We start from the raw sequence: 24,508 nt of genomic DNA, 5'->3' as shown, positions 1-24,508 counted from the left end.
TTAACTTTTAACCTTCACCGTTCGCGGAGTCGTCACCCTGTGAAGGGGACTTGCGACCGCGAAAATCAATCAGGCTGTCGACAATGGCCAGAACCACGAGCAACGGATACATCAGCTGCATGAGCAGCGGCAGCGTCACGTACATCCCCACCAGCCAGAAACCAGCTAGTCGCCCTTGTGCCACCAACCCATGAATGAGGGCGATGCCAGCGAGCAGCAGCACCAGACTGGACGCACTGGCCAGGACGATGAACTGCGACCCGATGAACGGGCCCAACACCATCAATGACACCAGCACCAGCATCGGTACCAGCGGCAGCCTCAGCTCGCGAAACTCGCGCCCGAAACCACCGGGGTTGTACAACGCAGCCTGCCAATACCGCGCCAGCATCAAAGCCAGCAGGCTGAACAGCTGCAGCATTACCGCACTGGAAGCGACCAGCAAAGGGCCGATCAGCTCACCAGGTAGTACCGGTTGGCCCTCGAACTGCGGCAGGGCTTTTTCAAGCGCCTTGGCCAGCACCTCGAAGGTCTCGCGCATCACCGCATCCAGGATCAGGCTGTATAGCAAGCCTAACGCGACACTGGACAGCAGTACCCGAGTCCACGAATGCCCAGCGCGCAACAAGGCGGCCAGACCCAGCGTTCCCAGCAGCACCAGCAAGGTGCTCGGTTCGCCGAAGAACCCCATGATCAACGCTGGCAGAAGGCCCCAGGCGATGACCGATGAAGCGTCCTTGAACCCGCGCCGCAGGAGAACCAGGCTCCCAGCGGCGGCACTCAACCAGAACAGCAGCGGCAGTACCGCGCTGATGACCACCACGAGGGTGGCCTGCACACGACCGCGCATGATGAAACTTGCCAACGCTCGCATGCCTATCCCTTGCTACTTAGTCGACGACCCGGTCTCAGCGGCCGTGGCTGTCGGTGTAGGGCAGCAGGGCCAGGAAGCGGGCGCGCTTGATAGCGGTGGCCAGCTGACGCTGATAACGAGCTTTGGTACCGGTGATGCGGCTTGGAACGATCTTGCCGGTTTCGGATACGTAAGCTTTCAGGGTGTTGAGATCTTTGAAGTCGATCTCTTTCACGTCTTCAGCAGTGAAGCGGCAGAATTTACGACGACGGAAGAAACGTGCCATGTAATAGGCTCCTCAAAAGGTCCGTGGATTACTCGTCAGCGTTATCGCTGTTGTCGCTGTCATTGCTGTCGTCGCCTTCGGCGCCATCAGCATGCTCAGGACGTTCGCGACGCTCACGGCGCTCGCTGCGGTTCTCTTCTGCCTTGAGCATCTCGGACGGGCCGGTGACGGCTTCGTCGCGACGGATGACCAGGTTACGGATCACGGCATCGTTGTAGCGGAAGTTGTCTTCCAGCTCGGCCAGGGCCTTGCCGGAGCACTCAACGTTCAGCATCACGTAGTGAGCCTTGTGAACATTGTTGATTGCGTAGGCCAGTTGACGACGGCCCCAGTCTTCCAGGCGGTGGATCTTGCCACCATCTTCTTCGATCAGCTTGGTGTAACGCTCAACCATGCCGCCGACTTGCTCGCTCTGGTCCGGGTGAACCAGGAAGATGATTTCGTAATGACGCATGAATGCTCCTTACGGGTTAGTAGTCTGCCAGCAACCTGGTCAGACAAGGAGTGAATGACACTGTATGTCTTGCCCTAGAGAGAAGGCACATGCGCGCCTGCCAGCTCGGCAAGGGGCGCAATTGTAGAGAAGCCGGGAAGGACAAGCAAGGAGGTTGGCGAATATTTGAACAGCCGGAAACATATTCGCCCAACAGGCCGCAAGCCTGAGAAACAACGAGGGAGCGGCGGTGCGCCGCTCCCGCACACGGTCAGATCAGCGCTTGGCCTGACGCTGCCTCACTGCCTCGAACAGGCACACCCCGGTGGCCACCGAAACGTTCAGGCTGCTGACGCTGCCACCCATCGGCAACTTCACCAGGAAATCACAGTGTTCACGGGTCAGGCGGCGCATGCCCTTGCCTTCGGCCCCCATGATCATCACCAGCGGACCGGTCAGGTCCTGCTGGTAGATTTCCTGTTCGGCCTCGCCAGCGGTTCCGACCACCCACAGTCCGCGCTGCTGGAGTTTCTCCAGGGTACGTGCCAGGTTGGTCACGGCCACCAGTGGCATCACCTCGGCGGCGCCGCAGGCCACCTTGCGCACCACGCCGGTCAGGGTCGCGGACTTGTCCTTGGGGATCACCACGGCGGTCGCCCCGGCCGCATCGGCGGTGCGCAGGCAGGCGCCGAGGTTATGCGGGTCGGTGACGCCATCGAGCACCAGGATCAAGGGCGGCGTCTCGGTGCGCTCGAGCAGTTCGTCGAGCATCGCCTCGCCCCACACCTGGCTCGGGCTCACCTCGGCAACCACCCCCTGGTGCACACCTTCGACCCAGGCGTCGAGCTCACGGCGCTCGGCCTGGCCGATCTGAACGCGATTCTGCGCAGCCAGCTCCAGCAGAGCCTGGATGCGTGGCTCACTGCGCCCTTCGGACAGCCAGATCTGCTTTACCCGCTTGGGGTGGTGTTGCAGCAGTGCCTGCACGGCATGCACGCCGTAGATCTTTTCCAGCTGACTCATGACTTGTTCTTGCCCTTGCGTGGCGCGCCGGACTTGGGCGGCCCCTTGCGATGCTTGGTCGGCTTGCCGGATGACTTGCCACCTTTTTCCGACTTGCCGCCGGCATGGCCGCTGGCACGCGCCTCGCCCATCAGCGCCTTCTTCATTTCACGACTCTTGCGCACCTCGGCATTGCGCTGCACCGCGTCTTTCGGGAAGTACGCCTCGGAGGCCTCGCTCTTGCGGCTGCGCGGCTTGGGCGAAATCTTCGCTTCGACGGCAGGCGCCTGCTCGGCCACCGGTTGCGCGGCAGCGCGTGGCTTGCGGCCGACCGGTGCAGTGACGGTCTTCTCCGACATTTCGAAGTCGATCTTGCGCTGCTCGAGGTCGACACGCATGACCTTAACCTCGACCGTGTCGCCCAGGCGGAAGCTGCGGCCGCTACGCTCACCGGACAGGCGGTGATGCACAGGATCGAAGTGGTAGTAGTCACCCGGCAGGGCGCTAACATGCACCAGGCCTTCGACATAGATGTCGGTCAGTTCGATGAACAGGCCAAAGCCGGTCACCGCGGTGATCACGCCAGGGAAGGTCTCGCCGACGCGATCACGCATGTACTCGCACTTGAGCCAGTTGACCACGTCGCGGGTAGCTTCGTCGGCGCGGCGCTCGGTCATCGAGCACTGCTCGCCCATCTGCTCGAGACTGTTCTCGTCGTACGGGTAGATGCGCGCCTTGGGAATACTCATGGCACCGGCACGCTTGACGTGCGGGGTGTCCACCTTGGAGCGGATCACGCTGCGGATGGCGCGGTGCACCAGCAGGTCCGGGTAACGACGGATCGGCGAGGTGAAGTGGGTGTAGGCCTCGTAGTTCAGGCCGAAGTGGCCGTTGTTCTCGACGCTGTACACCGCCTGGCTCAGCGAGCGCAGCATGACGGTCTGGATCAGGTGGAAGTCCGGGCGCCCGGCGATGCTCGCCAGCAGTGCCTGGTAGTCCTTAGGCGAAGGGTCCTTGCCTTTGTGCAGACTCAGGCCCAGCTCACCGAGGAATGCGCGCAACTTTTCCAGACGCTCGGGCGGTGGACCATCGTGCACGCGGTACAGCGCAGGCACGTTGTGTTTCTGCAGGAACTCGGCCGTCGCAACGTTGGCCGCCAGCATGCATTCCTCGATCAGCTTGTGGGCGTCGTTGCGCACGGTCGGACGGATTTCGTCGATCTTGCGATCTTCACCGAAGATGATCCGGGTTTCCTGGGTCTCGAAGTCGATTGCACCGCGGGTGTGACGGGCCGCCAGGAGCACCTTGTACAGGGCATAAAGGCTCTTCAGGTCCGGCAACACCGCACTGTACTCCTCGCGCAGTGCCTTGCCTTCGCGGGTGCGGGAATGCTCGAGCATGCTGCTGACCTTGTTGTAGGTCAGGCGCGCGTGGGAGTGGATCACACCCTCGTAGAACTGGTAGTCGACCATCTGGCCGGCCTTGTTGATGGTCATTTCGCAGACCATGGCCAGGCGATCGACGTGCGGGTTCAGCGAGCACAGGCCGTTGGACAGTTCTTCGGGCAGCATCGGCACGACGCGCTCGGGGAAGTACACCGAGTTACCCCGTTGCTGCGCTTCGGTATCCAGCGCCGAGCCCAGGCGCACGTAGCTGGAAACGTCGGCGATCGCCACGTACAGGCGCCAGCCGCCGGAGAACATGCGCAGCTTGCCCAACGGTTCGCAATACACCGCATCGTCGAAGTCGCGAGCGTCTTCGCCGTCGATGGTGACGAAAGGCAGATGACGCAGGTCGATGCGCTTCTCTTTATCTTTTTCCTCGACTTCGGAGCGGAACTTGCGCGCTTCCTTGATCACTTCCTGTGGCCAGACATGCGGGATGTCATAGCTGCGCAGGGCGATGTCGATTTCCATGCCCGGAGCCATGTAGTTGCCGATCACCTCGACCACATCACCCTGCGGCTGGAAGCGTGGGGTTGGCCAGTGAGTGATCTTGATCGACACGAACTGGCCGATCTTGGCGCCGCCGTTGCGTCCGGCAGTGACCAGGACTTCCTGCTGGATTTTCGGATTGTCAGGGGTTACGTAGCCGATGCCGCCTTCTTCGAAGTAGCGACCAACCACGCTTTCATGGGCGCGGGAGATGATCTCTACCAGCACGCCTTCGCGACGGCCACGGCGGTCTACACCGGAGACCCGGGCCAGGCCGCGGTCGCCATCGAACACCAGACGCATCTGTGCCGGGCTGAGGAACAGGTCCTCGCTACCATCGTCGGGGATGAGGAAGCCGAAGCCGTCACGGTGCCCGGAGACACGGCCACAAATAAGGTCGAGCTTGTCCACCGGGGCATAGGTGCCGCGCCGGGTATAGATAAGCTGACCGTCGCGCTCCATGGCACGCAGGCGGCGGCGCAGGGCTTCGATCTGGTCTTCTTCGTAAAGACCGAACTCTTCGGCCAGCTGTTCGCGGGCAGCCGGCTCGCCACGGTCGGCGAGGCGCTGCAGGATCAGCTCACGGCTGGGGATAGGGTTGTCGTATTTTTCCGCTTCGCGAGCGGCCTCGGGATCGAGGGATTGCCAATCGGCCATCAGAAGGGGTTCACCTTGGGGTATATAGATATGAATTCTGGCATAGACGTATTGAAACCGGAAATGTCAGCCTTGGACAGCCCCGACGCGGTATCCGCCGAACGGAAATAGGCGCGTGGAATCAACGGGTTGAATTTTTTGAATTTTTTTTCGATCAGGGGCTTTACAGCCATCAGGAGCGTCCGTATAGTGCGCACCACAACGACGGACAACCCCGGAGTTGTAGTAGAGATGAACGACGCTGTAAAGCATCTTTTAATCTCGAATGTGTGCCCAGGTGGCGGAATTGGTAGACGCGCTGGTTTCAGGTATCAGTGACTTAACGGTCGTGGAAGTTCGAGTCTTCTCCTGGGCACCAAAAATTTTCAAGTAACAGATGACCAAGGATCTGTTACTACTGTGTGAAAGCAGACGAAAGTCGCCTTCAGCAGACAATGCAAAGCTTTGCCCAGGTGGCGGAATTGGTAGACGCGCTGGTTTCAGGTATCAGTGACTTAACGGTCGTGGAAGTTCGAGTCTTCTCCTGGGCACCATTCAAAAACCCACTAGCTTGCTAGTGGGTTTTTTCTTGCCTGCGATTTCATGTCGCCGGGCAGCCCCTCCTTCGTCTACCCATGAATTTCCCGACATGCGCCCATTTGAGAAACAATTTCGTTTACCATTGTTTCCAAATATGTAGCCGTAAGCGAGGAAATACCCGCATGACGATCCGCCCGCAACCGCTGATGCGCTCCCTGGCCGCCGCAGTTCTGAGCCTGGTGATCGGCGCTCCGGCCGCCCTGGCAGACGAACCGGTCACGTTGACGATGTACAACGGCCAGCACAAGGAAATCGGTGAAGCCATCGCCAAGGCCTACGAGGCCAAGACCGGCATTCATATCAATATTCGCAAGGGCAGCAGCAACCAGTTGGCCAGCCAGATCATCGAGGAAGGCGAACGCTCGCCGGCCGACATCATCTATACCGAAGAGTCGCCACCGCTGAACAACCTGGGCGAACTGGGCCTACTGGCGAAGATCGACGACGCCACCCTGAACATGCTGCCCAAGGAATACGTGGGCGCCAACGGCACTTGGATGGGCGTTACCGCGCGCACCCGCGTGGTGGTCTACAACCCGAAGAAGATCGATGAGAAAGACCTGCCGACCACGGTGATGGATTTCGCCGGCCCCGAATGGGACGGCCGTGTCGGCTACGTGCCCACCAGCGGCGCCTTCCAGGAACAGGCGGTGGCCATCCTCAAGATGCACGGGCGCGAAGCCACCGAAGAATGGCTGACCGGCCTGAAAGCCTTCGGCAAGACCTACACCAACAACATGGTCGCACTGAAGGCCGTGGAGAAGGGCGAAGTCGCCGCCGTGCTGGTGAACAACTACTACTGGTACGCCCTGGAGCGCGAGCGCGGCAAGCTCGACTCCAAGCTGTACTACCTGGCCGACGGCGACGCCGGCAACCTGGTGACCATCTCCGGCGCCGCTGCGGTCAAGGCCAGCAAGCATCCGAAAGAAGCACAGGCCCTGCTCAACTGGATGGCCAGCGAAGAAGGCCAGCGCGTGATCACCCAGACCACCGCCGAATACCCGCTGCATAAAGGCATGGTCTCTGACCGTGGCCTGAAGCCGTTCGATGAGCTGCGCCCGCCGAAGATCTCGCCGGCCGACCTTGGCAATGCCGAGGAAGCCATCGAGCTGGAACGTGAGGTTGGCCTGCTCTGATGACTGCCGCCCTGCCCTCGCCCGCCTTGGCGCGCTTCGTCCCCAAGCGCAAGCGCCCGTCCATCTGGGTGGTGCTGCCCGTGCTGTTCCTGGTGGCCATGAGCCTGCTGCCATTGCTGTACGTCGGGCTCAAGGCCTGGGATGCCGGCTGGCATGAAGCCCTGCGCCTGCTATGGCGTCCGTTCGTGTGGGGCTTGCTGCGCAACACCCTGCTGCTGATGGTCGGCGTCACCGCGCTGTGCCTGGTGGTGGGCGTGGCCCTGGCCTGGCTGCTGGAGCGCAGCGACCTGCCTGGCCGACGCCTGTGGGGCGTGGTGCTATGCCTGCCGTTTGCCGTGCCATCGTTCGTCAGCAGCTTCACCTGGGTGTCGCTGAGTTCGGACTTCGAAGGGCTGGGCGGGGCGATCCTGGTGATGGCACTGTCGAAGTACCCGCTGGTGTTCCTGCCGGTGGCCGCCACCCTGCGCAACCTGGATACCGCGCTGGAGGAGTCGGCGCGCACGCTGGGCTGCAGCCGCTGGGGCGTGTTCCGCAAGATCACCCTGCCGTTGCTGTGGCCGTCGATGCTCGGCGGCGGGCTGCTGATTGCCCTGCACATGCTGGTGGAGTTCGGCGCCCTGTCGATCCTTGGCCTGCAGACCTTTACCACGGCGATCTACCAGCAGTTCGAACTGGAATTCAGCAACGCCAACGCCGCGATGCTCTCGGCGGTGCTGCTGGTGCTGTGCCTGGCGATGCTGTGGCTGGAACTGCGGGTGCGTGGCAAGGCGCGTCATGTGCGCATTGGCCAGGGCGTGGCGCGCCGCGCCCAACCCTTGCGACTGCGCGGCTGGATGCCACTGGGGCAGCTGTTCTGCCTAGCGCTGGCGGTGCTGGGCAGTGGCATTCCACTGGCCATGCTCGGCTACTGGCTGAGCGTGGGCTCATCGGCGGCCTTCCCGGTCGCGGCCATCGGTAAGGCCCTGGGCACCTCGCTGTCGGTGTCATTGGGTGGCGCTGGCTTCTGCGTGCTGCTGGCACTGCCAATCAGCTTCCTGGTGGTTCGCTACAAGGGGCGCCTGGCGATCTGGGCCGAGCGGTTGCCCTATCTGCTGCACGCCCTGCCCGGTCTGGTCATTGCACTGACCCTGGTGTTCTTCGCCCTGCACTATGTGCCGGCGCTGTACCAGACTACGGCGCTGCTGATCCTGGCCTATGCCTTGCTGTTCCTGCCGTTGGCGCAGTCGCCGGTGCGCACCGCACTGAACAAGGCCTCGCCAACCCTGGAAGAGGCGGCGCGCACCTTGGGCGCCAGCAGCTTCGCAGCCTTCTGCCGGGTTACCTTGCCGATCATCTTCCCGGCGATGGCAGCAGCGTTCGCCCTGGTGTTCCTGGATGCGATGAAGGAACTGACCGCGACCCTGCTGCTCAGCCCGACCGGGATGACCACCTTGGCCACCGAGGTGTGGGCGCATACCGCCAACGTCGAGTTCGCGGCGGCGGCGCCTTATGCGGCGTTGTTGATCGTGGTGTCGGGGCTGCCGGTGTATCTGCTGACTACCAGGATGTACCTGAACAAGGCGTGACAACCTCCTCTTGGGGGCGCGTTGCGCCCCTTTTGCCGCGGTTCGTCGCCACGACAAGCCGGCTCCCACCCCTACCGCGTCGCTCTCAAGCCGCACTGTAAATGTGGGAGCCGGCTTGCCGGCGATCAGCCCCCCACCTTTCCTCAGGCCCTGAACTGCCCCAGACTGGCCCGCAACTGCGCCGCCAGGTCATCCAGTACCTTGCTGCTGGCGGTGGTCTGCATTACCACCTCGGCCGAACGCTCGGCCTGGGCATGGATGGTTTCGACTCGCCCACGCACGGCTTGCGCGCCGCTGGCCTGCTGCTCGGCCGCTCGCGTGGCCAGGCCGATCGCCGCATGCACCTGCTCGACCGCAGCCTGCACCGACTGCTGGCGCCGCTCATTGTCGCGTAACACCAGCAAGCCTTCACTGGCCTGGCGCCCGGCCTGACTGATGGTCGCCACCGCCTCCTTGGCGCCTTGCTGCAGCGCAGCGATATGCGATTGGATATCCCCGGTCGAGCTCTGTGTCTTGCTCGCCAAGGCACGCACCTCATCGGCCACCACGGCGAAACCGCGCCCGGTTTCTCCAGCCCGCGCCGCTTCGATGGCGGCGTTGAGCGCCAACAGGTTGGTCTGCTCGGCAATGCCATGGATCACAGTCAGTACCACCTCGATCTGCTCGCTCTGCTTGGCCAGCCGCTCGATCACCTGGGAGCCAGTCTGCACTTCGCCGGCCAGGTTCTCGATCAACCGCGCCAGCTGCGTCGAAGCACGACTGTTCTCGTCGGTCGCCTGGCGAATGTCCACCACCTGCTGCAATGCCGCCTGCATGGCATGGCTCTCGGCCTGGGCCTCGTCAGCCATACTCGACAGGTCGCGCAGGCTGGCAGCCACTTCGTCGCGCTGCAACGCGGCAGCGGCATCGGCACCGGCGTTGCGCTGGGCCATGCTGTCGATCTCCACGCCAGTACGCTGCGCCACTTCGCCGGCTTCGCGGACGATGGGCTGCAGCTTGTCGACGAAGCGATTGACCGCCGAAGCCATGTCACCGATCTCGTCACGGCTGTCGAGCTTGACGCGCTTGGTCAGGTCGCCTTCGCCGGCGGCCAGGTCGTTCAACGCGGCGATCAGCAGGCCGAGCTTGCTGAGGACGCGACGCCCGAGCACCACGGCCACCACCAGCAGCACACCCAGACCGACCAGCACCAGACCCAGGCCGATGCGCCAGCGCAGCTCGGCGGCGGCATCACGCACCGTCTGCGCGGTATTGGCCTGCATCGCCGTGGCGCTGTGCTGGGCTGTCTCCAGGCGCGCACGCAAGGCCTTGCCACTGTCGGCGGCGGCGGCCACCAGGCTGTCCCCGACCAGTTGCTCGCCACTGGCGATCAAGGCCGCGAAGCGCTGATCCAGAGCCTTGAGCTCCTGGTCGATGCCCGCGGTGGACACGCCCATCAGCACCTTGCCGATCTCTGCGCCGTTGGGGTTGATCGACGCCTCTACGAAGTACACCGACGAATCCTTGCGTGCGGCATCCAGCACCTTGTCCAGCGCCCGTTCGCCCTGGCCTTTTTCCATCAATGCCTGGTTGATCGGGTTCTGCCGGTTGAGGTAGCGGGTCAGGTGCTGGCCCTGGGCATCGTCGTAGATCACGAACAACACGTTGGGATTGCGCTGGGCACGGCGAGCGAAGTCCGAGAGCATCGGCACATCGTTGTCCCAGATCGCCCGTGGCGCGACCGAGGCCAACAGATCGGCCATTTCATGGGCCGAGTCCCTGAGATTTTCCTCCAGCGTCGCGCGCAACTGCTGCTGCTCATCCTGCAGACGGCTGGACAGGCCCGCACTCAAACGCTGACGCGTACTGACGGAAAGGCTGTCGAGCCCAGCCCGGACATCCTCCCCGGCCTGCTCCAGTTCGGCAGCCAGTTTCTGGCTGTCATTGCCCAGGCGCGCCCCCAAATCGGCTTCCAGGGCGGTGACCGTGCTCCGCGTCAGTGCAACGGCAACCAGCACCTGCACCAGAAGAGCGATACCAAGCGCAACAAACACAGGCCGCAAGAGGCGGCTTCGTAACAGTGAAAGGATGGCAGACACGTTGTAACCCTCGTGTTTCTGGCGCCATTACTTTGATGGCATCTACAGAAACTTCTTACAGCAAGGGTTGTGCCTGAGACAGCAGGTATAAATGCCAAAGATATGAGGCGATTATCCATGGCAGCGAAATTGCCTGCGCCGATGCCACGCGCGGGGCAAGCCTCCCGCTACTTCGTACCCATATGAAAACGCCGCGCCTCCTTGCGGGGGCGCGGCGTTCAGTCAGCTAGCAAGTAGCTGATCAGGCGAACGGATGACGCAGCACGATGGTCTCGTTGCGGTCCGGACCAGTCGAGATGATGTCGATCGGCGCGCCGACCAGCTCCTCGATGCGCTTGATGTAGTTGCGCGCGGCCTGCGGCAACTCTTCCAGGGTTTTAACGCCCAAGGTCGACTCGCTCCAGCCTGGCATCTCTTCGTACACCGGCTCCAGGCCGATGTAGCTGTCGGCATCGGAAGGCGCGTCGATGACGGCACCGTTCTCGTTCTTGTAGCCAACGCAGATGTTGATGGTTTCCAGGCCGTCCAGCACGTCCAGCTTGGTCAGGCAGATGCCCGAGATGCTGTTGACGTCGATGGCGCGACGCAGGATCACGGCATCGAACCAGCCGCAACGACGGGCACGGCCGGTGGTGGAGCCGAACTCATGGCCACGCTTGGCCAGGGTGGCGCCGGTCTCGTCGAACAGCTCGGTCGGGAACGGACCGGAACCGACGCGAGTGGTGTAGGCCTTGGTGATGCCCAGGATGTAGTCCAGGTACATCGGGCCAACGCCGGAACCGGTGGAGATGCCGCCGGCGGTGGTGTTGGAACTGGTGACATACGGGTAGGTGCCGTGGTCGATGTCCAGCAGCGAGCCCTGGGCGCCTTCGAACATGATGTCCTTGCCGGCGCGGCGCAGGTTGTGCAGTTCGGCGGTGACGTCGAGCATCATCGGCTTGAGCTGCTCGGCGTAGGCCATGCACTCGTCCAGGGTCTGCTGGAAGTCGATGGCCGGCTCTTTGTAGTAGTTCACCAGCTGGAAGTTGTGGTAATCCAGCAGCTCACCGAGCTTGGCGGCGAAGCGCTCGCGGTGGAACAGGTCGCCGACGCGCAGGCCGCGACGGGCCACCTTGTCTTCGTAGGCCGGGCCGATACCACGACCGGTGGTGCCGATCTTGGCTTCGCCGCGGGCTTTTTCACGGGCCTGGTCGAGGGCCACGTGGTACGACAGGATCAGCGGAGCCGCCGGGGAAATGCGCAGGCGCTCGCGCACCGGTACGCCCTTCTCTTCCAGCTTGGTGATTTCACGCATCAGGGCATCCGGGGCAACGACCACGCCGTTGCCGATCAGGCATTGCACGCCTTCACGCAGGATGCCGGACGGAATCAGGTGCAGAACAGTCTTCTCACCGTTGATCACCAGGGTGTGGCCCGCGTTGTGGCCACCTTGGTAGCGCACGACGGCGGCAGCATGTTCGGTCAGCAGATCGACGATCTTGCCTTTGCCCTCATCACCCCACTGGGTGCCCAGGACGACGACATTCTTACCCATTACATTTGTCCTCATTCACGCAAACTTGGTGCCGGCCCATTGCCGGCGAAGAATCTCAATGGGTCAGCGGCAGAACCTGCCAGCGCCCGTCTTGCTGAATCAATTGCCGATCACAATCCGCCTCGAGAGCAGCACTCAGCGGCTGGCCAGGCAAAGCCTGGACCACTCGCTGGCCCTCGTTGCGCAACTGGCAGACCATCTGCCAGAGGGCCGCATCGCTGCTGTCGGGCATCCAGATGCCGCCAGCAGGCAATACGACCTCCGCTCGCCCCAGTGTGACCAGGGTCTTCAAATCCGTGGAGAATCCGGTGGCCGGGCGTGCCCGGCCAAAATCGGCGCCGATGTCGTCATAGCGGCCGCCCTGGGCGATCGATTGACCTTCGCCAGGCACGAACACGGCGAACACCACGCCGGTGTGATAGTGGTAGCCGCGCAATTCGCCGAGGTCGAAGTACAGCGGCAGGTCCGGGTAGCGCGAAGCCAGGCGATCGGCGATCGCCAACAGGTCGTCCAGCGCCGCCAGCACGCTGGCGGGGGCACGGCCCAGGCGCACACGGGCCTCGGCCAGCACTTCACGACCACCGCAGAGCTCGCACAGGGCGCGCAGCATGTTGCCCAGGTCCTTCGGCAGGTCTGCGGTCAGCGCCTGCACTTCATCGACGGCTTTGCGCTGCAGGGCATCGAACAGTTGCTGCTCGACCGCGCCGGACAGGTTGGCGGCACGGGCCAGGCCGCGATAGATACCGACATGGCCAAGGTCCATGTGCACATCGGCGACATCGGTCAGTTGCAGCGTGGCGAGCATCAGGCTGATGACTTCGACATCGCTGGTAGGGCTGGCGTCGCCGTACAGCTCGGCGCCCAGCTGGATCGGGCTGCGCGAGGTCGACAGGGCACGCGGCTGTGCATGCAGCACGCTGCCGGCATAGCACAGGCGGCTCGGGCCTTCACGGCGCAGGGTGTGGGCGTCGATGCGCGCCACCTGCGGCGTGAAGTCGGCACGGAAGCCCATCAGGCGGCCGGACTGCGGGTCGACGACCTTGAAGGTACGCTGGTCCAGGTCCTGGCCGGCGCCGGTGAGCAGCGACTCCAGGTACTCGATATGCGGGGTGACGACCAGTTCGTAACCCCAACTCTGGAACAGGTCCAACACCTGACGACGCGCGATCTCGATGCGCGCGGCCTCAGGTGGCAGTACTTCCTCGATGCCATCTGGCAGTAGCCAGCGGTCTACCGTTGCCATTACGCCATTTCCCCTCTGGTCCGGGCGGCCTGCCAGCTGGCGAGCCGTGAGTAAAGCAGGCATTGACGCACAACAGCGGGCAGCACTGATCCCAGCGCAACCACCGTAGCCAATACCCTCGAATTGCCTTGCGACCTGACCAAACCGTCAACTGGCCGTTTGCCAATCAACCTTGCAGACGCAAAAAAGCCGGGAATTTCCCGGCTGACTCATCATACACCCCTTTTCATTCAGGATGCACCCCACCAGGCATTTTAGCTGCCCGGCGGGGCGAATCCCTCATGAGAGCACGATCAGGGCTTGCTCTTGTCCAGGAAGCGGAAGAACTCGTTCTTAGAATCCAGGACCAGCACGTCGCTCTTGCTGGAGAAGCTTTCGCGGTAGGCCTTGAGGCTACGGTAGAACGCGTAGAAATCGGCGTCCTGCGTGTACGCCTTGGCATAGATGGCAGCTGCCTGGGCATCGCCATCACCGCGGGTCTCTTCCGCTTCGCGGTACGCTTCGGCCAGCAGCACGCGGCGCTGACGGTCGGCGTCGGCACGAATACCTTCGGCCAGTTCGTTACCCTTGGCACGGTGCTCGCGGGCTTCACGCTCGCGCTCGGTGCTCATACGGTCGAACACGCTGCGGTTGACTTCCTTGGGCAGGTCGATGGCCTTGACGCGAACGTCGACCACTTCGATACCCAGCTCCTTGCTGGCCATGCGGTTCAGCGAGGCGGTGATATCCGCCATCAGCGCATCACGCTCACCGGAAACCACTTCGTGCAGGGTGCGTTTACCAAACTGGTCACGCAGGCCGCTTTCCAGACGACGCGACAGGCGCTCGTCGGCGATCTGCTTCATACCCGACGTTGCGGTATAGAAGCGCTCGGCGTCCTTGACCCGCCATTTGGCGTAGGCATCGACCATCACCGCTTTCTTCTCCAGCGTCAGGAAACGCTGGGTCGGCGCGTCGAGGGTCATCAGGCGGGCGTCGAACTTGCGCACCTGGTTGACGTACGGCACCTTCACGTGCAGGCCAGGCTGGACATCGGCCTTGACCACGCGGCCGAACTGCAGCAGTACCGCGCGTTCAGTCTGCGAAACGATGTAGAAGCAGTTCCAGGCGGCGATCGCCAGCACCACGGCGCCGATCAGGGCGAACAGTGACTTATTGCTCATCAGCGGCTCTCCCTGGAACGCAGCGGCGGTTGTGGTTGCAGATCCTGGGCGGCACGCGCGGCGGCGTCATTGACCGACGGCGATACGCTGCTGGACGGCGCTGCACTGGTGCCGCGGCTGCCTTCGACCATCTTGTCCAACGGCAGGTAGAGCAGGTTGTTCTGCCCGTCCTTGGCCGTGACCAGGACCTTGCTGGAGTTGCTGTAGACCTCCTGCATGGTGTCCAGGTACAGACGCTGACGCGTGACCTCCGGCGCCTTGCGGTACTCGGCGACCAGCTTGGTGAAGCGATCGGCCTCACCCTTGGCACGGGCGATGACTTCATCGCGGTAGCCGTTGGCGTCCTCGATGATGCGCTGCGCCTGGCCACGGGCCTCCGGCACCACGCCGTTGGCGTAGGACTCGGCCTGGTTGCGCGCACGCTGCTCGTCCTCACGGGCACGGATCACGTCGTCGAAGGCTTCCTGCACTTCACGCGGGGCTGCCGCGCTCTGTACGTTGACCTGGGTGACGGTGATACCGGTACGGTAGGTGTCGAGGAAACGCTGCAGACGCTCGCGGATGTCCACGGCCATCTGCTCGCGGCCTTCTGTCAGCACCTGGTCCATCGAGGTGGAACCCACCACGTGGCGCAGGGCGCTGTCAGTCGCATGCTGCAGGCTGACTTCCGGCTGGTCGACGTTGAGCACGAAGTCCTGCAGGTTGCTGATGCGGTACTGCACGGTCAGTGGCACTTCGACGATGTTCTCGTCTTCGGTGAGCATCTGCCCCTGCTTGGTGTAGGCCCGCTCGCGGGTCACGTTTTCCATGTACTTGCGGTCGATCGGCGGGAAGTAGATATTCAGGCCGGGACCGACGGTCTCGTAGTACTTGCCGAAGCGCAGCACCACGGCCTGCTCCTGCTCGTCCACGACATAGACGGCGTTGTACAGCCAGATTGCCGCCAGAGCCGCCAGGCCGATGCCCAGCAGCCCGTAGCCGCCACCCTTGCCGATATTGCGGTCACCGCCGCCGCCACGTTTCTTGCCACTGCCGAACATGCCGTTCAGGCTGTCCTGCAGCTTGCGGAAGGCCTCGTCCAGATCCGGTGGACCTTTCTTGTCGCCACCACCGCCGCCACCATTACGGCGGCCGCCCCAGGGATCCTGATTGTTCGAGTTGCCACCCGGCTCGTTCCAAGCCATAGCGCTCTCCATCTGATAAAGCAAAGACGCGCCCACGGCGCGCCGTCCAATGCTACAGAATGCCTGTCACGGCTGCCCGGCGACCTCGACGGGCATTTATTGCAAAGTGTGTTGCTCGACAAACACTTGCGGCTCCATGCCTTCGCGGCTGACCAGGCGATTCAGCTCGACCCTGGGCAGTCGCACGCTCAGCAGGCTGCGCCCTTCTTCATCATGCTCTTCACTCTGCACGGCACCCAGGGCAAAGAATTGCGCGCGCAGGCGGGCAAACCGTTGCTCCAGGCACAGGGTTCCGACATAAAGATCGTCCCCCAGCAACTCGGCAATCGCCTGGCCAACCAGCTCCAGGCCTCGTCCATCGCGTGCCGATACCCAGACCCGCTGCGGCTTGCCATCGGCATCGCGCTGGATCTGCGGCTCGACATCTTCGAGCAGGTCGAGTTTGTTATAGACCTCGAGGATCGGCAAGCTCTCGGCACCGATCTCGCCCAGCACCGCCAGTACCTGTTCGATCTGCTCCATGCGCTCGGGCTCATGGGCATCGATCACGTGCAGCAGCAGGTCGGAGTTGCTCGACTCTTCGAGCGTAGCCCGAAATGCCTCGACCAGCTTGTGCGGCAGGTGGCGGATGAAACCTACGGTGTCGGCCAGCACGATCGGCCCCAGGTCGGCCAGCTCGAGCCGGCGCAAGGTCGGGTCGAGGGTGGCGAACAGCTGGTCCGCGGCATACACATCGGATTGCGTGAGTGCGTTGAACAGGGTCGATTTACCGGCGTTGGTATAACCCACCAGCGACACCGAAGGAATGTCGGCGCGCTTGCGCCCACGACGGGCCTGCTCGCGCTGGCTGCGCACCTTCTCCAGGCGTGCCTTGATCTGGCGCAGGCGCACCCGCAGCAGGCGGCGGTCGGTTTCGAGCTGGGTTTCACCCGGGCCACGCAGGCCGATACCGCCTTTCTGCCGCTCAAGGTGGGTCCAACCGCGTACCAGTCGCGTGCTCATGTGCTCGAGCTGGGCCAGTTCGACCTGCAGCTTGCCTTCGTGAGTACGCGCCCGCTGGGCGAAGATATCGAGAATCAGCCCGGTACGGTCCAGCACGCGACACTCGAAGACGCGCTCGAGGTTGCGTTCCTGGCTGGGCGTGAGGGTGTGATTGAAAATCACAAGGTCGGCTTCGGCCGAATGGACCAGGTCGCGCAACTCCTCGACCTTGCCACTGCCGATCAGAAACTTGGCGGTGGGCTGATGCCGCGCCACTGTCACCAGCGAAACGATATCGGCTCCGGCCGACAGCGCCAGCTCCTGAAACTCCTGCGGGTCTTCGCGCGCCTCAGGGTTCTGACCTTCCAAGTGAACGAGCAACGCTCGCTCACCACCACCGTGGCGCTCAAAGAACAATGCAGGCTCCTACTTTTTTCAAGCGTTGCCTGGCTCGCTGTCGCCGTGCTCACCATCGGTCGGGCTTGGCAGACGAACCGGGCGTGCTGGGACGACGGTCGAAATGGCGTGCTTGTAGACCATCTGGCTGACGGTGTTTTTCAGCAGCACGACGAACTGGTCGAAGGATTCGATCTGGCCCTGCAGCTTGATCCCGTTGACCAGATAGATCGAAACCGGGACTTTTTCTTTTCTCAAGGTGTTCAAGTAAGGGTCTTGTAGCGAATGCCCTTTTGACATATGCCGCACTCCTGTAAGGATCAATAATAGAAAATCAAGAAAATCGATAAATTATGCCGCCCCTTCGCAAGAATAGACGGCAACTGGCAGGGACTCAGCTCAATATGGAGACGGTCCCCAGGTATTTCAAGGTGCGGGACAGATTGTCGCAGGCCAGGCTATCCAGCCAGTGGACGTCGGACCAGCCGCGCAACCAGGTGAATTGCCGCTTGGCCAGCTGACGCGTGGCAATGATACCGCGTTCACGCATCTCATTCTCATTCAGCTTGCCGTCGAGGTAGTCCCACACCTGCCGATACCCCACTGCCCTTATAGACGGCAGCTCGGCGTGCAAGTCACTTCTGGCCCGCAGCGTTCGGACCTCGTCGACAAAGCCCTGTTCCAGCATCTGTGAAAATCGTAACGCAATTCGCTGATGCAAAATGTGACGATCTGTAGGCGCTATCGCCAGGCTGGCGACAGTATAGGGCAAATGCTCGCCCGCGCCTGCGTCTGCGCCGCTACTTTGCGCGTATTGACGCTGACGGTGGGCGGTCATGCTCTCGCCGCTCACTTTGTACACTTCAAGCGCACGGATCAGCCGCTGCGGGTCATTCGGATGAATGCGCGCCGCCGACTCTGGATCGACTTCGGCCAGTTGCCGGTGCAATTCGGCCAGGCCGAGGGCCTGCGCCTGTGCCTCGAGCTCGGCGCGGACCGTGGCATCGGCTGGCGGCATGTCCGCCAGGCCATCGACCAGTGCCTTGTAGTAGAGCATGGTGCCGCCAACCAGCAGCGGGATCTTGCCGCGCGCGGTGATCTCGGCCATGGCTTGGAGTGCATCGGTGCAGAAACGCTTGGCCGAGTAGCTTTCGGCGGGGTCGAGAATGTCGATCAGGCGGTGCGGATGCGCGGCCAGCACTTCCTTGGAGGGCTTGGCGGTACCGATGTCCATGCCGCGATAGACCAGCGCCGAGTCGACACTGATCAGCTCGCAGGGCAGCTTGCTGGTCAGCTCGATCGCCAGGTCGGTCTTGCCGGCCGCGGTCGGGCCCATGAGGAAAATCGCCGGAGGTCTGGCACTCATGTCATCGCCCCCGCAGGAACAGCTTGTCCAGATCGTCCAGGCCCATCTGAGTCCAGGTCGGTCGGCCGTGGTTGCACTGGCCGCTGCGCTCGGTGTTCTCCATGTCGCGCAGCAAGGCGTTCATCTCCGGGATGGCCAGACGCCGGTTGGCCCGCACCGCGCCATGGCAGGCCATGGTCCCCAGCAGCTCGTTGAGGTGCGCCTGGATACGGTCACTGGTGCCGTACTCCATGAGGTCCGCCAGCACATCCTGCACCAGGCGATTAGCCTCGGCCTGTTTGAGCAAGGCCGGGATCTGGCGGATCGCCAGGGTTTCCGGGCCCAGGCGCTGCAGTTCGAAGCCCAGGCGCTGGAACCATTGGGCATGCTCCTCGGCGCAATCGGCTTCGCGCTGGCTCAACGCCAGCGACTCGGGCACCAGCAATGGCTGGCCGCTCAAGCCTTCACTGGCCATGGCCACCTTCAGACGCTCGTACATGATCCGCTCATGGGCGGCGTGCATATCCACCAGCACCAGGCCGACGGCGTTCTCGGCAAGGATATAGATCCCCTTGAGCTGCGCCAGCGCGTAGCCGAGCGGTGGGATATCGCCCTGGCTTTCCGGCAACGCGCTCGGCGCGGCGGCGGCATTGTCCAGGGGGGCGTAGAACTCGCGGTAGGCCGCCTGCGCCTCGCCGGCATTCAGCGGCTGGGAGGGCCTGGGCGTATACTGGTACTGATAGCCCGCGCCCGAACCGCTCGAAGCGAAGCCCCGCTGCTCGCCCTGAGGCTGCTCGAGCACTGGCGAGGCCAGGCGCATTTCGCCTTGGGGGCCGAACTCGCCAGCCTGCAAGCCGCTGGGGCGGACCAGTTCGTCGCTGGCCGCCGGCGCGGCAAGCTGGTCTTCCGGGCGCACATCGGCCAGGGCACGGTGCAAGGTGCCGTAGAGGAAGTCATGGACCATGCGCCCTTCACGGAAGCGCACTTCGTGCTTGGTGGGGTGGACGTTGACGTCCACGCCAGTCGGGTCGCACTCGAGGAACAGCACGAAGGTCGGGTGCCGACCATTGAACAGCACATCCCGATAAGCCTGGCGCACCGCATGGGCGACCAGCTTGTCGCGCACCGCGCGGCCATTGACGAAGAAGTACTGCAGGTCGGCCTGGCTGCGCGAGAAGGTCGGCAAGCCCACCCAACCCCACAGGCGCAGGCCGTTGCGCTCGACATCGATCGGCAGCGCCTGCTCGAGGAAGCCCGGGCCGCAGATGGTGCCGACGCGCCGCGCCCGCGCCATCTCGTCGGCGGCCTCATGCAGGCTGAAGATGGTCTTGCCGTTGTGCCGCAGGTGAAAGCCCACGTCGAAGCGCGCCAGCGCCAGACGCCGGATCACCTCCTGCAGGTGATCGAATTCGGTCTTTTCGGCCTTGAGGAACTTGCGTCGGGCCGGGGTATTGAAGAACAGGTCACGCACTTCGACCGAGGTGCCGACCGGATGAGCCGCCGGCTGCACCCGCGGGAGCATGTCGCGCCCCTCGGTCTCCACCTGCCAGGCCTCGCTCGCCTCGGCAGTACGCGAGGTGAGGGTCAGGCGGGCGACCGAGCTGATCGATGCCAGCGCCTCGCCGCGAAACCCGAGGCTGAGCACACCTTCGAGGTCTTCCAGCTCACGAATCTTGCTGGTGGCATGGCGCGCCAGGGCGAGCGGCAGGTCGTCAGGGGCGATGCCGCTGCCATTGTCGCGCACCCGCAGCAACTTCACGCCGCCCTGCTCGACCTCGACCTCGATACGCCGGGCACCGGAGTCGAGGCTGTTCTCCAGCAGTTCCTTGGCCACCGACGCGGGACGTTCGACTACCTCGCCGGCGGCAATCTGGTTGGCCAGCCGCGGGCTGAGCAGCTGGATGCGCGAGCCGCCACTCATCGCTGGGACGCCAGGGCGGTGGTCGGAATGTCGAGGTGCTGGCCGACTTTCAACTCATCGCTTTTCAGGCTGTTGCTGCTGCGCAGGGCGGCAACACTCACCTGGTAGCGCACGGCGATCATCGCCAGGGTCTCGCCCGGTCGCACGGTGTGCTCACGCGGGCCCTCGGCGATCTTGCCGCTGTCACGCAGCCAGGCAATGTAGGTGCCAGGCGGCGGGTTCTGCTGGAAGAACTGACGCACACCGGTATGGATCGAACGCGCCAAGGCCTGCTGATGACTGCGGGTAGCCAGCTTGGCCGCCTCGTTGGCATTGGAGATGAACCCGGTTTCAACGAGGATCGAAGGGATGTCCGGCGACTTCAACACCATAAACCCGGCCTGCTCCACCCGCTGCTTGTGCAGCGGCGTGACCCGGCCCATGTTGCCAAGCACCTTCTGCCCGACATTGAGGCTGGAACTGAGGGTGGCGGTCATCGACAAGTCGAGCAGCACGCCGGCCAGCATGCGGTCCTTGTCGTCGAGGCTGACGTTGCCGGCACCGCCGATCAGGTCGGAGCGGTTTTCCGTGTCGGCCAGCCAGCGGGCGGTCTCGGAGGTGGCACCGCGGTCGGACAGGGCGAACACCGAGGCGCCGAAGGCAGCCTTGGACGGCGCGGCGTCGGCGTGGATCGAGACGAACAGGTCGGCGCCCTTCTTGCGGGCGATCTCGGTGCGCTTGCGCAGCGGGATGAAGTAGTCGCCGGTGCGGGTCAGCTCGGCGCGATAACCCTTCTCGGAGTTGATCTGGCGCTGCAGTTCCTTGGCGATATCCAGCACGATGTCTTTCTCGTGCTGGCCACGCGAGCCGGACGCGCCCGGGTCTTCGCCGCCGTGGCCGGCGTCGATGGCGACCACGATGTCACGCTTGCCACTCGGTGCCGGTGGCAACTTGATCGCCGGCTGCGCCGGGGTGACGGGCACCGCCGGCGTGGTGGCCGGTGGCTGCGGTGTCGGCGGCGGTGTCGGGTTGCTGGCGGCGATGGCGTCGGCTTCCTGGTCGTACAGGTCGACCACCAGGCGATTGCCATACTGGGCGTTCGGGGCCAGGGTGAAGCTCTTCGGCGACACGGCTTTCTTCAGGTCGACCACCACGCGCAGGTCGGTGGGCGTGCGCTGGGCCGAACGCACGCTGGTGATCGGCGTGTTCGAGGTGGAGACGTTCAGCGGCGCCCCCAGGGTGGCACCGTTGATGTCGATCACCAGACGATCGGGAGCGGTGAGGGTGAAGACGCTGTGCTGCACAGGCCCGGACAGGTCGAAGACCAGCCGCGTGTTGTCCGGAGCGCGCCACAGGCGCATGCTCTTGACTTGAGTGACGGCCAGAGCGTCAACGGTCACCGCGGTCAGCAGCAGCCCAACGACAGCGACCAGTGCGCGTATGCGCATACCTTTCCCCACTTACTGTATGAATTCTTTGGCCAGAACGGCACACCAGGCTTCGCCGCGTGCCCCCTGCGGCGAAAGGTTCAGCGAACGTCCGCCCGCTTGCGGGCTTATGGTAATGGTCAGGTCGGGCTTTGGCAAAACGCCCGCACCTTTATCGGGCCATTCGAACAGGCACAATGCATCGCCCTCGAAATAATCGCGAATGCCCATGAATTCAAGCTCTTCCGGGTCGACCAGACGATAGAGGTCGAAATGGAAGGCGCGAACATCACCTATCTCGTAGGGTTCAACCACGGTAAATGTCGGACTTTTCACCGGGCCGGTATGACCCAGGCCCCGGATCAGCCCGCGGGACAGGGTGGTTTTGCCGGCCCCCAGGTCGCCCTCGAGAAAAATCACACCATGACCTTTGGTCACTTCGGCCAGTTTCGCGCCAAAGGCGACGGTGGCGTCCTCGTCGCCCAGAAACAGGGTTATGCCTGACACGCTGAATGCTCCTCCAATAACGCTCTAATGACCGGCACCAGATCACTGGCCGCCAGCCCTCTACCTTTGACACCCAACCGCTCGCCGGCGCACGCATGCAGCCACACCCCCAGGCACGCGGCCTGCCAGGCATCCAGCCCCTGGGCCAGCAAGGCTGCCAGCACGCCAGTCAACACATCGCCCAATCCGGCACCGGCCATGGCTGGGTGCCCACGGCCGCAAAAAGCCAGTTGCCCGGCAGGGTCGGCCACCAACGTGCCGGCGCCCTTGAGCACACAGACGCTGGCGTAACGACGCGCAAGCTTGCGCGCCGCACCCGGCCGGTCAGCCTGCACCGCCTCGGTGGAAATCCCCAGCAGGCGCGCGGCCTCGCCGGGGTGCGGGGTGAGGATGCTGCCGCTGGGCAGTGCCAGTGGCGTGCGCGCCAGCAAGTTGAGCGCATCGGCGTCCCACACCTGTGGTCGGTGGGCATTGGCCACCGCCGACAACAGGCTGCGCCCCCACCCGGCCTGGCCGAGGCCAGGGCCGACCACCAGCACCGTGGCACGCTCGAGCAGCGGCATCAGCTGGTTGGCCGAGCTCACGCCCAGCCACATGGTCTCGGGCAGGCGTGTCAGCCCCGCAGCTACGTGCTCGGGGCGGGTGGCGACGCTGACCAGGCCGGCGCCGCAACGCAACGCCGCCTCGCCACTGAGCATGACCGCGCCGCCTGTGCCCAGGTCGCCGCCGACCACCAGCACATGGCCGAAATCGCCCTTGTGGGCATCAGCAGCACGTGGCGGCAACCTGGCCAAGGTCAGGCTGCTGAGCGGTAATGGGGGGTGTTTGGTCTGAGGCATGGGGTCAAAGGCTCCGATGTCTGGCAGAATTATACGCACCTCCGCTTGTAATGCTTGTTCATACATGTCCGCCGACCTTCCAGACATCGCCACACTGGCCCAATCGATCAAGGATTGGGGCCGCGAACTCGGTTTTGCCCATGTCGGCATCGCCGGTGTCGACCTTGGCGAGCACGAACAGCACCTGCAGCGTTGGCTGGCCGCTGGCCACAATGGCGAGATGGAGTACATGGGCGAGCATGGCAACAAGCGCTCGCGCCCGGCCGAGCTGATACCCGGCACCTTGCGGGTGATCTCGCTGCGCATGGACTACCTGCCCGGCGACACGCAGATGGCAAAGCGCTTGGCGGACCCTGAAAAAGCCTACATCTCGCGCTATGCCCTGGGCCGCGACTATCACAAGCTGGTGCGCAAGCGGGTGCAGCACTTCGCCGACCGCATCCAGGAAGCCATCGGCCCGTTCGGCTACCGCGCCTTCGTCGACAGCGCTCCGGTGCTGGAGAAAGCCCTGGCCCAGGAGGCCGGCCTTGGCTGGATAGGCAAGAACACCCTGCTGCTCAACCGCAAGGCGGGCAGCTATTTCTTCCTCGCCGAGTTGTTCGTCGACTTGCCGCTGCCGATCGACGGCGTGCAGGGTAGCGATCATTGCGGGCGGTGCCAGGCCTGCCTGGACATCTGCCCGACCCAGGCGTTCGTCGGGCCCTATCAGCTCGATGCCCGGCGCTGCATCTCGTACCTGACCATCGAATTGCGCGGGGCCATTCCAATGGAACTGCGTTCATTGATCGGTAACCGAGTGTTTGGTTGCGACGATTGCCAGATCGTCTGCCCGTGGAACCGTTTCGCCAAGACCACGACCGAAGACGACTTCATGCCCCGCCGGGGGCTGGACAATATCGAGCTGGCCGAACTGTTCCTGTGGGATGAAAAGCGTTTTCTCGGCTGCACCGAAGGCTCGCCATTGCGCCGGGCGGGGTATGAACGGTTCCTGCGCAACCTCGCGGTGGGGCTTGGCAACGCCCCGTCGACCATCCCCGTGCTGGAGGCGCTCAATGCGCGGCGGGATGATCCTTCGGAGCTGGTACGCGAACACGTGGAATGGGCCCTGGCTCGCCACAACGCCCTTTGAAGCTCGCTGCTTCGACTTTGCCTTTGCCTTTGCCTTTGTCTTTGCCTTTGCCTTTGGCGATCAAAAGGTCAACCCCATAGCCTGCGAGCGCCAGCTGCGCCAGTGCAGGCGCCGCCCGTAACTTCGCGACTTCAGGAGGCCGAACGCAGGTCTTGCGGAGGGAGGTGACGGGCATGAATGCCCGTCAAGCGCTGCGCCCCAGGATGGGGCGTTCAGCGCGGTCCTCCCGGGAGTAAGGCCGGAGTGAGGGAACCCGGAGCGAAGCGGAGGGCCGGATGAATGGAGCGCAGCGTTTTTTGGTTACTTTTTGTCGCGTTTGACAAAAAGTGACTCGCCG

20 protein-coding genes, 2 tRNA genes and 2 pseudogenes are annotated in these 24,508 nt (G+C 63.6%); 5 read left to right on the top strand and 19 right to left on the bottom strand.

The genetic code is table 11. The annotated features are described in order from the left end of the window. Positions 1 to 7: 7 nt before the first annotated feature. The 6 genes from BMY03_RS21295 to BMY03_RS26435 form a co-directional block, all read right to left on the bottom strand. Positions 8 to 874: a hypothetical protein gene (locus tag BMY03_RS21295; protein ID WP_023629369.1), complete on the bottom strand. Its 867-nt coding sequence runs from the start codon at positions 872 to 874 to the stop codon at positions 8 to 10. A gap of 34 nt (positions 875 to 908) precedes the next feature. Continuing rightward, positions 909 to 1,139 (bottom strand): 30S ribosomal protein S18, encoded by a 231-nt coding sequence (rpsR, locus tag BMY03_RS21290; RefSeq protein WP_003249563.1) that lies wholly within the window; start codon positions 1,137 to 1,139, stop codon positions 909 to 911. A gap of 28 nt (positions 1,140 to 1,167) precedes the next feature. Beyond that, the gene (gene rpsF, locus BMY03_RS21285; RefSeq protein WP_023629370.1) at positions 1,168 to 1,593 is read right to left on the bottom strand and encodes a 30S ribosomal protein S6; all 426 of its coding nucleotides are present in this window, start codon (positions 1,591 to 1,593) and stop codon (positions 1,168 to 1,170) included. A gap of 255 nt (positions 1,594 to 1,848) precedes the next feature. Next, positions 1,849 to 2,595, bottom strand: a complete 747-nt coding sequence (gene rlmB / locus BMY03_RS21280) for a 23S rRNA (guanosine(2251)-2'-O)-methyltransferase RlmB (protein WP_023629371.1) — start codon at positions 2,593 to 2,595, stop codon at positions 1,849 to 1,851. Continuing rightward, positions 2,592 to 5,165, bottom strand: coding sequence for a ribonuclease R (rnr, locus tag BMY03_RS21275; RefSeq protein ID WP_094012216.1), 2,574 nt, complete (start codon positions 5,163 to 5,165; stop codon positions 2,592 to 2,594). Before rnr ends, rlmB begins: the two co-directional genes overlap by 4 nt. Beyond that, complete coding sequence (locus BMY03_RS26435) at positions 5,165 to 5,338, bottom strand: hypothetical protein (protein ID WP_023629372.1); 174 nt, start codon at positions 5,336 to 5,338, stop codon at positions 5,165 to 5,167. Before BMY03_RS26435 ends, rnr begins: the two co-directional genes overlap by 1 nt. A 98-nt stretch (positions 5,339 to 5,436) precedes the next feature. Here BMY03_RS26435 and BMY03_RS21270 point away from each other — a divergent pair. From BMY03_RS21270 to BMY03_RS21255, 4 genes are all read left to right on the top strand, one after another. After that, positions 5,437 to 5,523: transfer RNA gene (locus BMY03_RS21270), tRNA-Leu, on the top strand. Positions 5,524 to 5,611: 88 nt separating this feature from the next. Further along, positions 5,612 to 5,698 (top strand) — tRNA-Leu (locus BMY03_RS21265). Positions 5,699 to 5,866: 168 nt separating this feature from the next. Beyond that, positions 5,867 to 6,880, top strand: coding sequence for an extracellular solute-binding protein (locus tag BMY03_RS21260; RefSeq protein ID WP_094012215.1), 1,014 nt, complete (start codon positions 5,867 to 5,869; stop codon positions 6,878 to 6,880). After that, positions 6,880 to 8,445 (top strand): ABC transporter permease, encoded by a 1,566-nt coding sequence (locus BMY03_RS21255; protein ID WP_038706889.1) that lies wholly within the window; start codon positions 6,880 to 6,882, stop codon positions 8,443 to 8,445. The genes BMY03_RS21260 and BMY03_RS21255 overlap by 1 nt, the downstream gene beginning before the upstream one ends. 143 nt (positions 8,446 to 8,588) lie before the next feature. On the opposite strand, the pseudogene BMY03_RS27060 reads toward BMY03_RS21255, so the two are convergent. From BMY03_RS27060 to BMY03_RS21195, 13 genes and pseudogenes are all read right to left on the bottom strand, one after another. Continuing rightward, positions 8,589 to 9,104 (bottom strand): annotated as a pseudogene (locus BMY03_RS27060) (methyl-accepting chemotaxis protein); the annotation flags it as partial. 390 nt (positions 9,105 to 9,494) lie between these two features. Continuing rightward, positions 9,495 to 9,707, bottom strand: a pseudogene (locus tag BMY03_RS27055) (methyl-accepting chemotaxis protein); the annotation flags it as partial. 1,057 nt (positions 9,708 to 10,764) lie between these two features. Further along, positions 10,765 to 12,057, bottom strand: coding sequence for an adenylosuccinate synthase (locus BMY03_RS21245; RefSeq protein WP_028688256.1), 1,293 nt, complete (start codon positions 12,055 to 12,057; stop codon positions 10,765 to 10,767). Positions 12,058 to 12,112: 55 nt separating this feature from the next. Continuing rightward, positions 12,113 to 13,300: an ATP phosphoribosyltransferase regulatory subunit gene (locus tag BMY03_RS21240; protein WP_038706891.1), complete on the bottom strand. Its 1,188-nt coding sequence runs from the start codon at positions 13,298 to 13,300 to the stop codon at positions 12,113 to 12,115. A gap of 293 nt (positions 13,301 to 13,593) precedes the next feature. Next, complete coding sequence (hflC, locus tag BMY03_RS21235) at positions 13,594 to 14,463, bottom strand: protease modulator HflC (protein WP_023629896.1); 870 nt, start codon at positions 14,461 to 14,463, stop codon at positions 13,594 to 13,596. Beyond that, positions 14,463 to 15,647: an FtsH protease activity modulator HflK gene (hflK, locus tag BMY03_RS21230; protein ID WP_038706892.1), complete on the bottom strand. Its 1,185-nt coding sequence runs from the start codon at positions 15,645 to 15,647 to the stop codon at positions 14,463 to 14,465. Before hflK ends, hflC begins: the two co-directional genes overlap by 1 nt. A 96-nt stretch (positions 15,648 to 15,743) precedes the next feature. Further along, complete coding sequence (gene hflX, locus BMY03_RS21225; protein ID WP_023629895.1) at positions 15,744 to 17,045, bottom strand: ribosome rescue GTPase HflX; 1,302 nt, start codon at positions 17,043 to 17,045, stop codon at positions 15,744 to 15,746. A gap of 18 nt (positions 17,046 to 17,063) precedes the next feature. After that, the gene (gene hfq, locus BMY03_RS21220) at positions 17,064 to 17,324 is read right to left on the bottom strand and encodes an RNA chaperone Hfq (protein WP_023629894.1); all 261 of its coding nucleotides are present in this window, start codon (positions 17,322 to 17,324) and stop codon (positions 17,064 to 17,066) included. Between the two features lie 94 nt (positions 17,325 to 17,418). Beyond that, positions 17,419 to 18,390, bottom strand: a complete 972-nt coding sequence (gene miaA, locus BMY03_RS21215; protein WP_094012214.1) for a tRNA (adenosine(37)-N6)-dimethylallyltransferase MiaA — start codon at positions 18,388 to 18,390, stop codon at positions 17,419 to 17,421. A 1-nt stretch (position 18,391) separates the two neighbouring features. Beyond that, positions 18,392 to 20,290, bottom strand: a complete 1,899-nt coding sequence (gene mutL, locus BMY03_RS21210; protein ID WP_038706893.1) for a DNA mismatch repair endonuclease MutL — start codon at positions 20,288 to 20,290, stop codon at positions 18,392 to 18,394. After that, the gene (locus BMY03_RS21205) at positions 20,287 to 21,729 is read right to left on the bottom strand and encodes an N-acetylmuramoyl-L-alanine amidase (protein ID WP_376780524.1); all 1,443 of its coding nucleotides are present in this window, start codon (positions 21,727 to 21,729) and stop codon (positions 20,287 to 20,289) included. The genes mutL and BMY03_RS21205 overlap by 4 nt, the downstream gene beginning before the upstream one ends. After that, complete coding sequence (gene tsaE, locus BMY03_RS21200; protein ID WP_023631735.1) at positions 21,730 to 22,203, bottom strand: tRNA (adenosine(37)-N6)-threonylcarbamoyltransferase complex ATPase subunit type 1 TsaE; 474 nt, start codon at positions 22,201 to 22,203, stop codon at positions 21,730 to 21,732. Continuing rightward, on the bottom strand, positions 22,191 to 23,042 hold the full coding sequence (locus BMY03_RS21195) for an NAD(P)H-hydrate dehydratase (protein WP_038706895.1): 852 nt from the start codon (positions 23,040 to 23,042) through the stop codon (positions 22,191 to 22,193). The genes tsaE and BMY03_RS21195 overlap by 13 nt, the downstream gene beginning before the upstream one ends. Before the next feature lie 64 nt (positions 23,043 to 23,106). Between BMY03_RS21195 and queG the strand changes: the two genes are divergently transcribed. Beyond that, the gene (queG, locus tag BMY03_RS21190; RefSeq protein WP_023630646.1) at positions 23,107 to 24,171 is read left to right on the top strand and encodes a tRNA epoxyqueuosine(34) reductase QueG; all 1,065 of its coding nucleotides are present in this window, start codon (positions 23,107 to 23,109) and stop codon (positions 24,169 to 24,171) included. Positions 24,172 to 24,508 lie beyond the last annotated feature (337 nt).

This window comes from Pseudomonas soli (assembly GCF_900110655.1).
GTDB lineage: Bacteria > Pseudomonadota > Gammaproteobacteria > Pseudomonadales > Pseudomonadaceae > Aquipseudomonas > Aquipseudomonas soli.
The sequence above is the reverse complement of the archived record's forward strand: the minus strand, read 5'-3'. Positions and strand labels throughout refer to the sequence as shown.

Excerpts from the sequence above, each read along its gene's own strand:
- BMY03_RS21295 (WP_023629369.1), bottom strand. The coding sequence starts at position 874 with ATGCGAGCGTTGGCAAGTTTCATCATGCGCGGTCGTGTGCAGGCCACC.
- rpsR (WP_003249563.1), bottom strand. The coding sequence starts at position 1,139 with ATGGCACGTTTCTTCCGTCGTCGTAAATTCTGCCGCTTCACTGCTGAA.
- rpsF (WP_023629370.1), bottom strand. The coding sequence starts at position 1,593 with ATGCGTCATTACGAAATCATCTTCCTGGTTCACCCGGACCAGAGCGAG.
- rlmB (WP_023629371.1), bottom strand. The coding sequence starts at position 2,595 with ATGAGTCAGCTGGAAAAGATCTACGGCGTGCATGCCGTGCAGGCACTG.
- rnr (WP_094012216.1), bottom strand. The coding sequence starts at position 5,165 with ATGGCCGATTGGCAATCCCTCGATCCCGAGGCCGCTCGCGAAGCGGAA.
- BMY03_RS26435 (WP_023629372.1), bottom strand. The coding sequence starts at position 5,338 with ATGGCTGTAAAGCCCCTGATCGAAAAAAAATTCAAAAAATTCAACCCG.
- BMY03_RS21260 (WP_094012215.1), top strand. The coding sequence starts at position 5,867 with ATGACGATCCGCCCGCAACCGCTGATGCGCTCCCTGGCCGCCGCAGTT.
- BMY03_RS21255 (WP_038706889.1), top strand. The coding sequence starts at position 6,880 with ATGACTGCCGCCCTGCCCTCGCCCGCCTTGGCGCGCTTCGTCCCCAAG.
- BMY03_RS21245 (WP_028688256.1), bottom strand. The coding sequence starts at position 12,057 with ATGGGTAAGAATGTCGTCGTCCTGGGCACCCAGTGGGGTGATGAGGGC.
- BMY03_RS21240 (WP_038706891.1), bottom strand. The coding sequence starts at position 13,300 with ATGGCAACGGTAGACCGCTGGCTACTGCCAGATGGCATCGAGGAAGTA.
- hflC (WP_023629896.1), bottom strand. The coding sequence starts at position 14,463 with ATGAGCAATAAGTCACTGTTCGCCCTGATCGGCGCCGTGGTGCTGGCG.
- hflK (WP_038706892.1), bottom strand. The coding sequence starts at position 15,647 with ATGGCTTGGAACGAGCCGGGTGGCAACTCGAACAATCAGGATCCCTGG.
- hfq (WP_023629894.1), bottom strand. The coding sequence starts at position 17,324 with ATGTCAAAAGGGCATTCGCTACAAGACCCTTACTTGAACACCTTGAGA.
- miaA (WP_094012214.1), bottom strand. The coding sequence starts at position 18,390 with ATGAGTGCCAGACCTCCGGCGATTTTCCTCATGGGCCCGACCGCGGCC.
- mutL (WP_038706893.1), bottom strand. The coding sequence starts at position 20,290 with ATGAGTGGCGGCTCGCGCATCCAGCTGCTCAGCCCGCGGCTGGCCAAC.
- BMY03_RS21195 (WP_038706895.1), bottom strand. The coding sequence starts at position 23,042 with ATGCCTCAGACCAAACACCCCCCATTACCGCTCAGCAGCCTGACCTTG.
- queG (WP_023630646.1), top strand. The coding sequence starts at position 23,107 with ATGTCCGCCGACCTTCCAGACATCGCCACACTGGCCCAATCGATCAAG.